Here is a 15,189-nt window from a genome sequence, read left to right as displayed (position 1 = left end):
ACTCTCTCCTCATGCGAAAATCCGATACACGTACCGCAGCCGCGCTCAGCGCGCTGGCCTCGGTTATCGTGATCGGAGTTTTCTCGTTTTGGGGTGGCTTCGCCCGCCGCTGGATTTCTGACGACGGCCTGATCGTCCTGCGCACGGTGCGCAACCTTGAGGAAGGCAATGGACCTGTCTTCAACGCGGGCGAGCGCGTGGAGGCCAATACCTCCACGCTGTGGCAATACCTCATCCTCCTCGTGCGGTGGCTAACGAATGCCCCGCTGGAATCCATCGCCGTCAACCTGGGCCTCCTGCTGGCGGTCGCGGCGATGGTGCTGGGGGCGTGGGCCACGGCCCGGGCCTTCTACCGATCGGGGCAGTTTGCTGCACCGCTCGTGGTTCCCGCAGGCGCGCTGGTCTACCTCGCACTGCCCCCGGCCCGTGATTTCTTCACCTCCGGGCTGGAATGGGGACTGTCCATCTTCTACCTCGCCGGCCTCTGGGCGCTGCTGCAGCACTGGGCGCAATCCCGCACGAATAATAGTGCTTATTGGCTCGCGCTGTGGGCTGGTCTGTCCTGGCTCGTGCGCCCGGAGTTCGCACTTTACGGCGGGCTTGCCGGACTCCTGCTTTTGGCGGCGCACCGCAACTGGAAAGTCTGGCTCGGGATCCTCGGTGCGGCCCTGCCCATCCCGGCGGGCTACCAATTCTTCCGCATGGGCTATTACGGCCTGTTGACTCCGCACACGGCGGTGGCCAAGTCGGCGTCGTCAAGCGCGTGGGACAGCGGCCTGAACTACCTGCAGGATTTCGTGGGGCCATATGCCCTGTACCTGCCCGTTCTTGTGCTGGCGGGTGCGGCGCTGTGGACCTTCCGTGCCCAGCTGCGCCCGGCAGCCCTGCGCAGCTCCACCACCGTGACCTACTTGATGGTGGGGGCCGCGGCGGTGCACGTGCTGTACGTGCTGCGTGTGGGCGGTGACTTCATGCACGGCCGCATGCTGCTGCTGCCGCTCTTCGCTGCGCTTCTCCCCGTGTTTGTTCTGCCGCTCAAGGGTCTTGTGTCTTCGCTCGCAGTGGCCTTCTGCGCGGTGTGGGCCTTCGTCATCGTGCTGCGTGGGCACCCGACGGACTGGGAGGCCTATGAGCAACCGCTGTCCATCGTGGACGAACGTGATTTCTGGACCTATGCCACCAACCGCGAGGCTGGCTACCCGCCGCGCTCGGCCAAAGACTACCTGGGGATGAAGTTCATGCGTGGCTACGAAGAAGCCGGCAAGAAACTGGTGGGCGGAGATGCCCTGGCCACCATCTATGTGGAAGATGAGGAAAAAGACCTTCTCAATTGGCTCACCGTTCGGCGCGAGCCGGGTATGGATGAGCCGCCGACGGTCTACCTGGTGAACTTGGGTATGACGTCGATGAACGCGCCGCTGAATGTCCGGGTTCTTGACACGATTGGTCTGGCCACGCCGCTGGCCGCGCGCATGCCCCGTGAGGAAGGCGGGCGCGTGGGTCACGACAAAAACCTCGACGTGGAGTGGCAGGCTGCGCTGACGGGCGCGGATATTGAGTATCTCCCGCCGTGGTATGACAAGGACACAACCCGCCAGGCGCGCGCTGCGCTGGCAAGCCCAGAGGTACAAGAGCTCATCGCTTCCTACAGCGAGCCCCTAACCCGGGAGCGCTTCCTCAAGAACCTAACCTTCTCACTGACCTCGGGCCGCACCCTCATGCTCTCCGATGATCCCAGCGATTATCCTGTCCATTAGCTTGGCGTGAGCTGGAAAGCACCCCCATGGGTAGGCGAAAATTGCCAGGGTGCGTTACGCTACGAAAGATTCCTGTTATTGATCTGTAACTATCGCTGGCGTGTTGGCGATGTACTAGTGGCAGTAGAAACGTTAAGGAGAAACATGAGTTCACTAAGCTCTGGCCTGCGGACTCGGGTCCTCTCAGTGGTGGCAGCTATCGCTGTGGCTCTGGGCCTGGTCGTGACCGCGGGTACGCAAGAAGCATCCGCCGCGCACCGTGACTGGCTGCGTGGAGACGCCACCGGCGCCTGCGAATGGGATCGCGTCGGATACTGGGTACAGCGCTGCGACGTGTGGTCCCAGGCCATGGGTCGCAACATCCCAGTACAGATCCAGCCCGCTAAGAACGGCGGTAACGCGGGTCTGTACCTGCTCGATGGCTTGCGCGCCACCGATTCCACCAACGCCTGGGTCAATGACGTCAACGCCGCGCGCACCTATGTGGATCACAACATCACCCTGGTGATGCCGGTGGGCGGCGCTGGCTCCTTCTACGCGGACTGGAACGGTCCGGCTACCTACGATCTGGTCAAGCCGGTCAACTACCAGTGGGAGACCTTCCTGACGCAGGAGCTGCCGGCCTACCTTGAGGGCAACTTCGGCGTGGCTCGCAACAATAACTCCATTGCTGGCCTGTCCATGGGTGCCACCGCGGCTATTACCCTCGCGGGCAAGCACCCGGAGCAGTTCCGTCAGGCACTGTCTTACTCCGGCTACCTCACCACGACCTTGCCGGGTGCCCAGACCTTTATGCGCCTCGCGCTTCTCGACGCCGGCGGCTTCAACATCAACGCCATGTACGGTTCCATCATCAGCCCGAAGCGTTTCAGCAATGACCCCTTCAACCTGATCCCGGATCTGGCTGCGAACGGAACGGACGTGTATGTTTCCGCCGCCTCCGGCATCCCGGGGCCGCTGGATCAGCAGCGCTACCGTCCGGAGCACATCGCGGCCGGCGTGGCGCTGGAGGGCTTTGCTAACGGCACGACCCGCCTGTGGGAGCTGAGGGCCCGCGCTTCGGGTGTTCGCCTGCAGACGAACTACCCGGCCCAGGGCCTGCACAACTGGGAGCAGTTCGGATACCAACTCGAGCGCTCCAAGCCGCAGGTGCTTAACGTAATGAACGCCTGGTAAGTATCTACTGCCTAGCCGCCGTGCCACTGTGTACGGCGGCTTTTTCATTGGATTGCTGGGCGTGTCCCCCTACCGAAAGTCTCAAGTTAAACTTAAACTTGAGAACACATTAGACCGCTCACCACGCGTGCGGCGGCGAGTTCCGCAGGAGGGGAACCTGCGGAGCCCCGCTTGCGGCACCGCGTGCCCGCATCTCGATTTACCCCTACAAGGACTCTTCAATGCCGAACACTGCGTCAACTCAGCCCCGCCGGTCCGCCAAAGTTTCCGGCCTGCGTTCCCCGTCCGCAGCCCGCAAGGGCCTGACCATCGCCGCACTGCCTACTGCTGTGGCAGTGGGCTTTGCGCTGCTGCCTATCGCCAACGCGCAGTCTTCAAGCTCCTCTACCGAGGGCATTACTGATCTCCTGGGCAGCTCCAACCTCTCCGATTCTTTCGCTCCCTCTAATCCGCCGCAGCGTACCCCGGTAGATACCGAATACCCGGAGATTGAGGGCCTGCCGGAGGGCGTATCCGTCTCCCGCGTTGAGTACCTGACCAACCGCCACCTCAAGGTCTACATCAAGTCCGCTGCCATGCCGGGCAAGGAGCAGGTCGTGCAGATCCAGCTCGCGCGCGATTGGTACTCCAGCCCGGATAAGACCTTCCCGGAGGTCTGGGCGCTCGATGGCCTGCGTGCCCGCGATGACGAGTCCGGCTGGACCATCGAGACCAACATCATCTCCCAGTATGCTGACCGCAACGTCAACCTCATCATGCCGGTGGGCGGCGAGTCCTCCTTCTACTCAGATTGGCAGAAGGAAGACAACGGCAGGCACTACATGTGGGAGACCTTCCTGATGCGGGAGCTCATTCCGGTTCTGGAGAAGGGCTACCGTTCCAACGGCAATCGCGCCGTCACCGGTATCTCCATGGGCGGTACCGCCGCCATGAACCTGGCTGAGCGCAATCCCTGGGCCTTCAAGTACGTCGGCTCCTTCTCGGGCTACCTCGATACCACCACCACCGGTATGCCGGAGGCAATTACCGCCGCCCAGGCCGATGCCGGCGGATTCACCTCCACCAACATGTGGGGTGACCTCTACTCCCAGGATTGGATCGACCACGATCCGAAGCTGGGTATCGAGAATCTCAAGGACATGAAGGTCTACGTCTCCGCCGGCAACGGCAAGGATGACTATGGCCAGATCGGCTCGGTGGCCAAGGGTCAGGCCAACCTGGCCGGCGTGGGCCTAGAGGCCATCTCCCGCATGTCCACCCAGACCTTCGTTGATTACGCCAAGCGCGCTGGCGTGGAGCCGGTGGTCAAGTTCCGCCCGACCGGCGTACACAGCTGGGAATACTGGCAGTTTGAGATGACCGAGGCCTGGCCCTACATCGCTGACTCCCTCGGCCTGGACAAGAGCGACCGCGGCGCTGACTGCACCCCGATCGGTGCTATCGCTGAAGCCACCAAGTCCGGCATCATCGGTAACTGCGTGAACAACGAGTATGACGTTGCCGATCGCGGCAAGGCCCAGGACTTCCAGGCCGGTACCGCTTACTGGTCCCCGGAGACCGGTGCCCACGCCGTCATTGGCCGCATCGGTGCCCGCTACTCCGAGCTCGGTGGCCCGACCTCCTGGCTGGGCTTCCCGAAGACCGGTGAGGAGAAGACCCCGGACGGCCGCGGCCGCTACGTCCACTTCGAGCACGGTTCCATCTACTGGACCCCGGAGACCGGTGCTTGGCCGATCTCTAAGGAGCTCTTCGACGCCTGGGGCAAGAACGGCTTCGAGGGTGGCGACCTCAAGTACCCGGTATCCGAGCCGCGCAAGGTTGGCGAGGGCGAGGTCCAGGACTTCGAGAACGGCGTGCTGACCCGCAACCCGGATGGCTCCACCCACATCGTGCACGGTGCTATCGGCGCGAAGTACAAGGAGCTGAAGGCTGCCGAGTCCGAGCTGGGCTACCCGGTGGGCGAGGAGAAGGCCGTTAACGGCGGCTTCTTCCAGGAATTCGAGCACGGCAACATCTACTGGTCCATGGATTCCGGCGCGCACTACATCCTCAAGGGCAAGATCTTCGACGAGTGGGGCAAGCACGGCTGGGAGCAGGGCGAGTTTGGCTGGCCCACCAAGGACTACGCCTCCATTCCGGCAGGCGGGCTGACCCAGTCCTTCCAGCACGGCGTCATCCGTGAGGTCATGGGCCAGGTCCAGGCAGATAAGAAGTAGGGAACTGCCATGCGTCTTTTCTCTGCCCGTCCCACCGCAGCAGCTGGTGCGGCGGTGCTGCTTGCGGCCGGTACCTTGCTGAGCGCTTGCGGTTCCGCCACCGTCGACGAGGGCGATGCCACCGAAACCTCCGTGGCGCCGCTGGAGCGCTCCTCGGCGGCGAGTGGTGAGTCGTCGGCAAGCAAGGCGTCCGAAAGCTCTGCATCCGCACCCGCCGAGCGAACGTCAGGCGAGGAACCGGAAGACCGCGGTGCGCGCGAGATCTCCGAAATCCCCTCTCCCGCGCCCGCGCAAGGCCCGGACCAAGACTTCCTGTCTGCAGTGGCTGAGAAAGGCGTGAACGTCGACGGCGTAGAAGACCAACTGGTGGGTGCTGCGCAGGCTTCCTGCCAGGGCGATGCCGTCACCGTGCCGGCTGTGGCCGGGCAGCTCATTGAGCAGGGCCGCACGGAACTCAGCCACGAGGACGTAGTCCAGCTCATCACCGAGCAGGGCGACAAGCTCTGCGCTCAGTAATGTGGCAGGGATTTTCCAGCCAATCCCGCGCCTTGTCAAGGTAGAAATTTCTTCATGCGTAAAACACTCACCGTCCTTGCTGTCGTTGTTCTCCTGGCCGTGATTGGCGGGGGAGCGGTCCACTTCCTCAATACCCGCGAGGAAGGAGAGCAAGGGAACCTGGCGGAGCCCGCCCCCTCCCAGGAGGAGGGGGACACGAGTCCCGAGCAACCGGACTGGTGCCCGCGCGTGGAATTCATCTCCGCGCCGGGAACGTGGGAATCCGCCGCGGACGACGATCCCATTAACCCAGGCGCGAACCCGAATTCCTTCATGCTGTCGATCACGAATCCCTTGAAGGAGGCCTACGTCCCCGAGGACGTCAAGGTGTGGACGCTGCCCTATACCGCGCAGTTTAAGAACATCAATGCGCAGCACGAGATGAGCTACGACGATTCCCGCAACGAGGGAACCTCTCGCCTAGAGGGCGAGCTGTCCTATATGCACGAGACCTGCCCGGACACGAAGTTCATCCTGAGTGGCTTTTCGCAGGGCGCGGTCATCGCGGGTGATGTGGCGGACCGAATCGGCGGCGGCAACGGGCCCGTGCCCGCAGAGAGCGTGGCGGGTGTCGCACTCATCGCGGACGGGCGGCGCCAGGACGGCGTGGGCATTAACCCGGGCGCGCACGTCGGCGGCGTGGGCGCGGAGATTGCCCTGCAGCCGGTCTCGACGTTGATTCAGGGCATCGTCCCGGGCGCCACGATGCGCGGTGAGCGCGCCAACGGCTTCGGAGAGCTGGCGGACCGCACCTTCCAAATCTGCGCGCCGAATGACTCGATTTGTGATGCACCGCTGGACGTCAGCAACGGACTGGAGCGCGCCCGGGATCTCATCGACGCCAACGGCGTTCATGCACTGTATGCCTACAATCCGGACGTCATCGAAGGGACCACGACCAACCAGTGGGTCACGCAGTGGGCTAAGGACACCATCGACGCGCACTAGCGCTTGGCGACGGCCCCGCACGCCACCTCACCGCGCGCCATGTAACGCTCGGCACATCTCTTCTGATATTTTCAATGTCAAAAGTACGTGAAGTAGGGGTGCGTGCCCCTCTCTACCCTACAAAGGAGCTTTCCCACATGGACCTGAAAGCCTTGATCGGCCAGTTCTTCGACGAGAAGGGCAACATTGCCCTGCCGCCTCACCTCACGTTGGCGGGGCTCGCCGAACACGTCTATGCCTCGGAGCAGCAGGCGGGAATCCCGGATCGCCCGGTCATGCGCCAGTGGGTCTTTAGCGATAATCCGGAGGGCACCCCGCGCGATATCACCCGCTCCCAGGTCAATACCCGCATCAAGGCGGTAGCAGCACGCCTGCAGCAGGTGGGCAAGATGGGGGACCGCGTGGCCATCCTGGCGGGCAACTCTCCCGAGTACATCTTTGGTTTCTTGGGCGCGATGTACGCGGGCATGACGCCGCTTCCGCTCTACGATCCGAACGAGCCCGGCCACACCGACCACCTGCGGGCAGTCTTTGGTGACGCAAACCCGTCGATCGTGCTGACCAACAACATTTCTGCTGCGGCCAACCGGGCTTATTTCGCGGACCGCCCAGCGTCTGCGCGCCCGCGCATCATTTCGATTGACTCTCTGCCGGATTCCCTGGCGCAGAGCTGGGTGAACCCGTTGGAGACGGAAGAGGGGAAGGCCGCTCTTGCTGCGCTGCAGACCGCGCCGATCGATCACCCGGCCTTCTTGCAGTACACCTCCGGTTCCACCCGCACCCCGGCGGGCGTGCTGCTGACCAACCGCAACATCATGACCAACGTGCTGCAGATCTTCACCGCGGTGCAGATCAAGATGCCGGCGCGCGTGGTGTCCTGGCTGCCGATGCACCACGACATGGGCATCATCCTGGCAACCTTCGTGACGATTCTGGGCCTCAACCTGGAAATCATGACGCCGCGTGACTTCGTGCAGCAGCCCAAGCGGTGGATTGACCAGCTCAAGCGCCAGCCCATCGATGAACAGCTGCAGGGAACCTATGCCGTGGTCCCTAACTTCGCCCTCGAGCTCGCCGCGCGCTACGGCGCACCGGCAGAAGGTGAAACGCTGGACTTCAGCAACGTCGATGGCATCGTGATCGGCTCGGAGCCGGTCACGGAGTCCGCCGTGAATTCCTTCTGGGAGACCTTCGGTAAGGAAGAATACGGCCTGCGCCGTGAGACCCTGCGCCCCTCCTATGGCATGGCGGAGGCCTCGCTGATTGTGACTACCCCGCAGACCCCGGAGCGCCCGATCATTTCCCACTTCGACCGCGAGCGCTTGGCTGCGGGCGAGGCCGTCATCGTGGAGAAGTCCGCGGACTCCGTGGCCTATGCCTCCTGCGGCCAGGGCGTGGTGGCGCAGCACCTGACCATCGTGGACCCGGAGACCAAGACCGAGCTGCCGGATGGCCGCGTGGGCGAAATCTGGCTCCACGGTGATAACCGCGCAGCCGGTTACCTGGACCGCGCGGAGGAAACCACCTCGACCTTCCACAACACGCTGGGCGAGCGTCTGGCGGAGGGCTCCCGCGTGCCGAACGCGCCGGAGGATAACAACTGGTTGGCCACCGGTGACCTGGCGGCAATCGTGGATAACCAGCTTTACATCACCGGTCGCCTCAAGGACCTCATCGTGGTGGCTGGCCGTAACCACTACCCGCAGGACATCGAAGGCACCGTACAGGAGGCCTCGGGCCACGTGCGCGCGGATTCCATCGCGGCCTTCTCTGTGGAGGGTGGCAGCACCGAGGAGCTCGTGCTGCTCATTGAGCGCGCCGATGGTGCCAACCCAGCCGATGATGCAGCCGCCTCTGAGGCCATCCGCTCCGCAGTCTCCGCGCACCACGGCGTGACGCCGGCCGTCATCCAGTGGTTCAACGCTAATGAGATCAAGCGCACCTCTTCGGGCAAGATTGCCCGCCGCGTGGCGAAGAAGAGCTACCTCGCTTCCTAAAGCCCACGTCGCTTAAACCCCCGTTCCCGCGCAACCGCGGAGCGGGGGTTGCCGCTGCTTGTGGGTATGTCGGTTATGAAACCCAAGTTAACAAAGTGAGATAATTGGTCGATAACCCCTATGTACGCTTCGACGTGCGCGCTTTTGTGCTGCGCAAAATCGAATGCAGAGTTAGATATTTTTAGTCCGCGTAAGAAAGCTAGAGATTTATGACCGTTGAAGAGCTTCGTGGCTGGCTGCGCACCTGGGTTGCGCAGACCACCGGCCTGTCGGCAGAGGAAATCACGGACACCAAACCGCTGGAGAATTTCGGGCTGTCCTCGCGTGACGCAGTAGTCCTCTCCGGCGAATTAGAAAACCTCCTCGGCATTAAACTTGAGCCCACGGTGGCCTATGAGTACCCCACCATTGCGCAGCTGGCTGAGCGCCTAGTCAACGGCGCAGCCGGCGCCCCGGCAGAAAGCGCGCCGGGAGCGGCGGCACCGCGCTCGACTGCCATCGTGGGCGGCGATATCGCCGTCATCGGCTATGCCGGCCGTTTCCCGGGAGCCAAGAACGTCGACGAGTTCTGGAACATGCTCGTCGAGGGCCGTGCGGGCACCGGTCCACTGCCCGTCGGGCGCTGGTCGGAGTACTCCTCCGACCCTATTACCAACGAGAAGATGGAGCAGCAAAACACCGACGGCGGCTACATCGAGGACATCGCCTCCTTCGATGCCGAGTTCTTCGGCCTCTCCCCGCTGGAGGCGGCCAACATGGACCCGCAGCAGCGCATTCTGTTGGAGGTGGCGTGGGAGGCCCTCGAGGATGCCGGGGTGCCCGCCAACCAGCTGCGCGGTACCGCCACCGGTGTCTACATGGGCTCCACCAACAATGACTACGGCATGCTGATTACCGCCGACCCGGCGGAGATGCACCCCTATGCCATGACGGGTACGTCCTCGGCGATCATTGCCAACCGCTTGTCCTACGCTTTTGATCTGCGCGGCCCTTCCATCAACGTGGATACCGCGTGCTCCGCCTCCCTCGTGGCGGTCAATCAGGCGGTTAAGGACCTGCGCGTGGGTGCGGCTGATACGGCACTCGCCGGCGGCGTGAACATCCTGGCCTCGCCGCACGCCTCCATCGGCTTTAGCGAACTGGGAGTTACCTCGCCCACCAGCGCCATCCACGCCTTCTCCGATGATGCCGATGGCATCGTCCGCGCGGATGCCGCGGGCGTGCTCGTGCTCAAGCGCCTCGAGGACGCCGAGCGCGATGGCGACACCATCCATGCCGTCATCAAGGGCACCGCGGTCAACTCCGACGGCCACTCCAACGGCCTGACCGCCCCCAACCCGGAGGCACAGGTCGACGTCCTCGAGCGCGCCTATGCCGACGCCGGCATCCGCCCGCAGGACGTGGACTACGTCGAGGCCCACGGCACCGGCACCATCCTCGGTGACCCCATCGAGGCCACCGCGCTCGGCCGCGTTCTGGGCCCGGGCCGCCAGGCCGCGAACCCGACCCTGCTGGGTTCTGCCAAGACCAACATCGGCCACTCCGAGTCCGCCGCCGGCGTGGTGGGCCTCATCAAGGTCATCGAAGGCATGCGCCACGGCGTCATCCCGCCGAATATCAACTACGCGGGCCCCAACCGCTATATCGATTTTGACGCAGAGCACCTCGAAGTGGTCGAGGATCCGCGCGAGTGGCCTGAATACTCCGGCCAGAAAATCGCCGGTGTTTCCGGCTTTGGTTTCGGCGGCACCAATGCACACGTCGTTCTTACGGATTACCGCGGGCTGACCCACCAGGATGCCCCGCAAGTCGCCATCGGCGAGGGCCAGCCAGTAGCCCTGCCGGTCTCCGGTTTGCTGCCATCCCGCCGCGCCGCGGCAGCGGCTCACCTGGCGGACTACATCGAAGCGGAGAACCCGAACCTGCTCTCCCTGGCCCGCACCCTCGCGCGCCGCAACCATGGGCGTTCGCGTGCGGTAGTAACGGCGTCGTCAAGCGAGGAAGCTGTCAAGCGCCTGCGTCAGGTCTCCGAGGGGACCGTCTCCGTCGGGATCGCCGCGGCGGATTCCCCGACGGTGCACGGACCAGTCTTCATGTACTCCGGTTTCGGCTCCCAGCACCGCAAGATGGCCAAGGACATGATCGAGATCTCGCCGCTGTTCAAGGAGCGCTTGGAGGAGCTTGACGCCATCGTCCAGCGCGAATCCGGCTGGTCCATTCTGGAGCTGGTGCACGACGACGCCCAGACCTATAACACCGAAACCGCGCAGGTAGCCATCACCGCCATCCAGATCGCGCTGACGGACCTGCTCGCCACCTTCGGCGTGCGCCCGGCCGGCGTTATCGGCATGTCCATGGGTGAGATCGGCGCGGCCTATGCTGCGGGCGGAATCACGGCGGCCGACGCCATGCTCATCGCCTGCCACCGCGCGCGCCTCATGGGAGAGGGCGAGGCCTCGCTTCCCGACGATCAGCAGGGCGCCATGGCCGTCGTCGAGCTCTCCGCCGAGGAGATTGACGCCCTTCCGGGTTCCATCGAACCTGCCGTGTACACCGGCCCCGGCATGACCACCGTCGGCGGCCCGCGCGAGGAGGTCCTCACGCTGGTGGAGCGCCTCGAGGGCGAGGGCAAGTTCGCCCGTGCGCTCAACGTCAAGGGCGCGGGCCACACCTCCGCCGTCGACCCGCTCCTGGGTGAGCTCTACGCGGAAATCGCTGGTATCGAGACCCGTCCGCTACACACGACGCTCTTCTCCTCCGTGGACCGCGGCAAGGTCTACCGCCCCGGTACGGCGCTGCACGATGAGGACTACTGGATCCGCATGACCCGCAAGCCCGTCTACCTGCAGGACGCGGCGGAGGCAGCCTTTGCGGCGGGCCACATGCAGATCGTTGAGATTTCCCCGAACCCGATTGCACTCATGGGCCTGATGTCCACCGCTTTTGCTGCGGGCAAGGCGGATGCGCAGCTGCTCTACAGCCTGAAGCGCAAGGTGGACCCCACCGAGTCGCTGCTGGACCTGCTGGGCAAGCTCTACGTCGCGGGAACTCCGGTGACCTACACCAAGGTCTTTGGTTCCGGCGCGCTTGTCGCCGCCCCGGACACCCGCTTCCGTCGCCAGCGTTTCTGGACAAACGCTCGGCCATCCTCTGGTGTGTCTGGTCTGCCGGGCGCGCGCGTGAGCCTGCCGGAAGGCGCGGTGGCGTTCTCCACGAACGCCGACCAGGCGCCGAGCGCGCTGGCCATCCTGGAGGCTGCAGCCGAGGCCGTGACCCCGGGCGCTCACATCGCGGCAAGCGAGGAGCACCTGGATCTGCCCGCGAAGGGCGAGGTCACCACGATTGTCCGCCGCACGCTGGGCGGGCTGTCGCTGGCGGTGCACTACGTGGACGGAGCAAGCACCAAGCTTGTCGCGGAGGGCTTTGCCTCGACTCTCAACCTTGCCGAACCCGCTGCGGCCCCGGAGCCGAGCCTGCCGCAGGCTGTGACCGCGCCGCAGTTCGCGGACCCCGACGTGGGCGCCGATGCCGTGCGCTGGGACCCGGCGACGGAGAGCGTGGAGGAGCGCTTGGCACTCATCGTGTCGGAGTCCATGGGCTACGACGTCTCCGATCTCCCGCGCGAGCTGCCGCTCATTGACCTGGGCCTGGATTCGCTCATGGGCATGCGCATCAAGAACCGCGTGGAGAATGACTTCCAGATTCCGCCGCTGCAGGTGCAGGCGCTTCGCGACGCCTCCCTCGCCGACGTCATCACCATGGTTGAAGAGGCCGTGTCCGAGCAGCCCGGTTCTGCCGCACAGGCACCGGCCGATGCAGCCGCCGACGCACCTTCCGCGCCCGCCGACTCGTCCGCGGTGAGCGCGAAGGACGCTGCGGAATCAGCCGAGGAAGCGACCGTGGGCGTCGGCGTCGCCCCGCGCGATGCCTCGGAGCGCATGGTCTTCGGCACCTGGGCCACCTTCACCGGCAAGGCCGCGGCCGGCGTGACCTCCGCGCTGCCGCAGGTCAGCGATGAGGTGGCTGAGAAGATTGCCGAGCGCCTCACCGAGCGCGCCGGCATCGAGGTCACCGCGCAGCAGGTTCAGGAAGCTGAAGCGCTGGAGAACCTGGCGGACCTCGTCCGCGAGGGCCTGGAAACTGAGGTCGAGGGCAATATCCGTGTCCTGCGCGAGGCCGATGGCCCCGCCGTCTTCATGTTCCACCCGGCCGGCGGCACCACCGTGGTCTACCAGCCGCTGACTCGTCGTTTGCCGGCGGATGTCGCGGTCTACGGCGTGGAGCGCATTGAGGGCAGCCTGGAGGATCGCGCCGCCGCCTATATCGAGGACATCCTGCACTACGCGCGTGGGCGCAAGGTCGTGCTCGGCGGCTGGTCCTTCGGCGGCGCGCTGGCCTATGAGGTGGCCTACCAGCTGCAGGAGCGCGCAGCCCGCGGCGAGGACACTGCCGAGGTCGCCTTCATCGCTCTGCTGGATACCACCCAGCCAGCGCATCCGGCCCCGAAGACGCTGGAGGAGACCAAGGCCCGCTGGGGCCGCTACGCCGCCTTTGCCAAGAAGACCTATGGCCTGGACTTCGAGCCGCCCTACGAGATGCTGGAGACCGTGGGCGAAGACGCTCTCATGGCCATGCTCGCGGAATTCCTCAGCTCCACCGACGCCTCCGAACACGGCCTGTCCGCGGGCGTGCTGGAGCACCAGCGCGCCTCCTTCGTGGACAACCAGATTCTGGGCTCGCTGGATATGGGAAGGTGGGCGTCGGTAAGCGTGCCCGTTATCCTCTTCCGCTCCGAGCGCATGCATGATGGCGCCATCGAACTCGAGCCTGCCTATGCCGAAGTTAACCCGGACGGCGGTTGGGGCGTTATCGTGAAGGATCTGGAGATTGTGCAGCTGCCGGGCGACCACCTGGCGGTTCCCGACGAGCCGGCAATCGGTATCGTGGGCAAGCACATGGAGGAATGGATCGAGGAGAAGATTCGGAAGTGACTAGTACCGCTGACAAGCTAGCGGACCTACGCGAGCGCCTCGAGCGCGCCCAGGACCCCGGCAGTGAGCGCTCCCGGGCGCGCCGCGACGAGGCTGGGCGCTCGACTCCGCGCCAACGCATCGCCGCGCTTCTCGACGAAGGCTCCTTCGTCGAAACCGGCGCCTTGGGCAAGACCCCCGGTGATCCGGATGCGATTTACTCCGATGGCGTGGTCACCGGTCACGGGCGCATCAATGGCCGCCCGGTGTGCATTTATGCGCACGATAAGACGGTCTATGGCGGTTCCGTGGGTGTGACCTTTGGCAAGAAGGTCACGGACATCATGGATTTGGCCATCAAGATTGGCTGCCCGGTCATCGGCATCCAGGATTCCGGCGGTGCGCGTATTCAGGACGCGGTGACGTCGCTGGCCATGTACTCGGAGATTGCCCGCCGCCAGCTGCCGCTTAGTGGCCGCAGCCCGCAGATTTCCATCATGATGGGCAAGTCCGCTGGTGGCGCGGTGTATGCGCCGGTGACCACGGACTTCATCATCGCTGTCGATGGTGAGGCGGAGATGTACGTGACGGGCCCGAACGTGATCAAGGAGGTCACGGGCGAGGAGATCTCTTCCCACGACTTGGGTTCCGCACGCCAGCAGGAGCTCAACGGCAACGTGTCCGTGGTGGTGCCCTCCGAGGACGAGGCCTTCGACATGGTGCGCGATTTGCTCGACCACCTGCCACTGACCTGCTTCGACGAGTCCCCGGTCTTCGACGCACCTTCTGATGACGAGGTGGCTGAAGACACTGAGCTAGATTCCTTCATGCCGGATGACACGAACGCCGGCTACGACATGATGGACCTGCTCACGCAGCTTGGCGACGATGACGATCTCATCGAGATCCAAGAAAACTACGCCCCTAACGTCATTACCGCCTTTGGCCGTATTGATGGCAAGGCCGTGGGTTTTGTGGCCAATAACCCGATGCATTCAGCGGGCTGTATCGATGCGGATGCCGCCGATAAGGGCGCGCGCTTTATCCGTATTTGCGATGCCTACAACATCCCGCTGGTCTTCGTGGTGGATACGCCGGGTTACCTGCCGGGCGTGGACCAGGAGAAGGCGGGCTTGATTCACCGCGGCGCGAAGTTCGCGTTTGCGGTGGTCGAGGCCACCGTGCCGAAGGTCTCGCTCATTGTGCGCAAGGCTTATGGCGGCGCGTATGCCGTGATGGGTTCGAAGAACCTGACGGGTGACATCAACCTGGCGTGGCCGACGGCCCAGATTGCAGTGATGGGCTCGGCCGCCGCCGTGGTCATGATTGCAGGCAAGCAGCTCGAGGCTGCCGAGACCCCGGAGCAGCGCGCCATGACGAAGAAGATGTTCATGGACTTCTACGACGAGACCATGACCGCGCCCTATGTCGCCGCGGAGCGCGGTTACCTCGATGGCATGATTAAGCCCTCCGAGTCGCGCTTGGCCCTGCGCCGCGCGCTGCGCCAGCTTGCCGATAAGCAGGAGAAGGACCTGCCCAAGAAGCACACCATCTCCCCGCTCTAGCGTCG

8 protein-coding genes are annotated in these 15,189 nt (G+C 64.4%); all 8 read left to right on the top strand.

Features of this window, described 5'->3' with window-relative positions; all coding sequences use genetic code 11:
- The first annotated feature begins 11 nt into the window (after nucleotides 1-11).
- The 8 genes from HMPREF2537_RS04580 (at nucleotide 12) to HMPREF2537_RS04545 (ending at nucleotide 15,184) form a co-directional block, all read left to right on the top strand.
- On the top strand, nucleotides 12-1,757 hold the full coding sequence (locus HMPREF2537_RS04580) for an arabinofuranosyltransferase AftB family protein (RefSeq protein ID WP_070517731.1): 1,746 nt from the start codon (nucleotides 12-14) through the stop codon (nucleotides 1,755-1,757).
- Between the two features lie 144 nt (nucleotides 1,758-1,901).
- A complete protein-coding gene (locus HMPREF2537_RS04575) occupies nucleotides 1,902-2,933 on the top strand; it encodes an alpha/beta hydrolase (protein ID WP_070517730.1) in 1,032 nt (343 codons plus the stop codon).
- A gap of 302 nt (nucleotides 2,934-3,235) precedes the next feature.
- Nucleotides 3,236-5,149, top strand: coding sequence for an alpha/beta hydrolase-fold protein (locus tag HMPREF2537_RS04570; protein WP_371591545.1), 1,914 nt, complete (start codon nucleotides 3,236-3,238; stop codon nucleotides 5,147-5,149).
- 9 nt (nucleotides 5,150-5,158) lie between these two features.
- Nucleotides 5,159-5,665, top strand: a complete 507-nt coding sequence (locus HMPREF2537_RS04565) for a hypothetical protein (protein WP_046647592.1) — start codon at nucleotides 5,159-5,161, stop codon at nucleotides 5,663-5,665.
- Between the two features lie 54 nt (nucleotides 5,666-5,719).
- A complete protein-coding gene (locus tag HMPREF2537_RS04560) occupies nucleotides 5,720-6,652 on the top strand; it encodes a cutinase family protein (RefSeq protein WP_046647591.1) in 933 nt (310 codons plus the stop codon).
- Between the two features lie 137 nt (nucleotides 6,653-6,789).
- Nucleotides 6,790-8,649: a FadD32-like long-chain-fatty-acid--AMP ligase gene (locus HMPREF2537_RS04555; protein WP_046647590.1), complete on the top strand. Its 1,860-nt coding sequence runs from the start codon at nucleotides 6,790-6,792 to the stop codon at nucleotides 8,647-8,649.
- A gap of 209 nt (nucleotides 8,650-8,858) precedes the next feature.
- Nucleotides 8,859-13,640: a type I polyketide synthase gene (locus HMPREF2537_RS04550; RefSeq protein ID WP_070525901.1), complete on the top strand. Its 4,782-nt coding sequence runs from the start codon at nucleotides 8,859-8,861 to the stop codon at nucleotides 13,638-13,640.
- Nucleotides 13,637-15,184 (top strand): acyl-CoA carboxylase subunit beta, encoded by a 1,548-nt coding sequence (locus HMPREF2537_RS04545; RefSeq protein WP_144014317.1) that lies wholly within the window; start codon nucleotides 13,637-13,639, stop codon nucleotides 15,182-15,184. The genes HMPREF2537_RS04550 and HMPREF2537_RS04545 overlap by 4 nt, the downstream gene beginning before the upstream one ends.
- Nucleotides 15,185-15,189 lie beyond the last annotated feature (5 nt).

This window comes from Corynebacterium sp. HMSC074E01, from assembly GCF_001808885.1.
In the GTDB taxonomy this organism is placed as follows: domain Bacteria; phylum Actinomycetota; class Actinomycetes; order Mycobacteriales; family Mycobacteriaceae; genus Corynebacterium.
The sequence above is the reverse complement of the archived record's forward strand: the minus strand, read 5'-3'. Positions and strand labels throughout refer to the sequence as shown.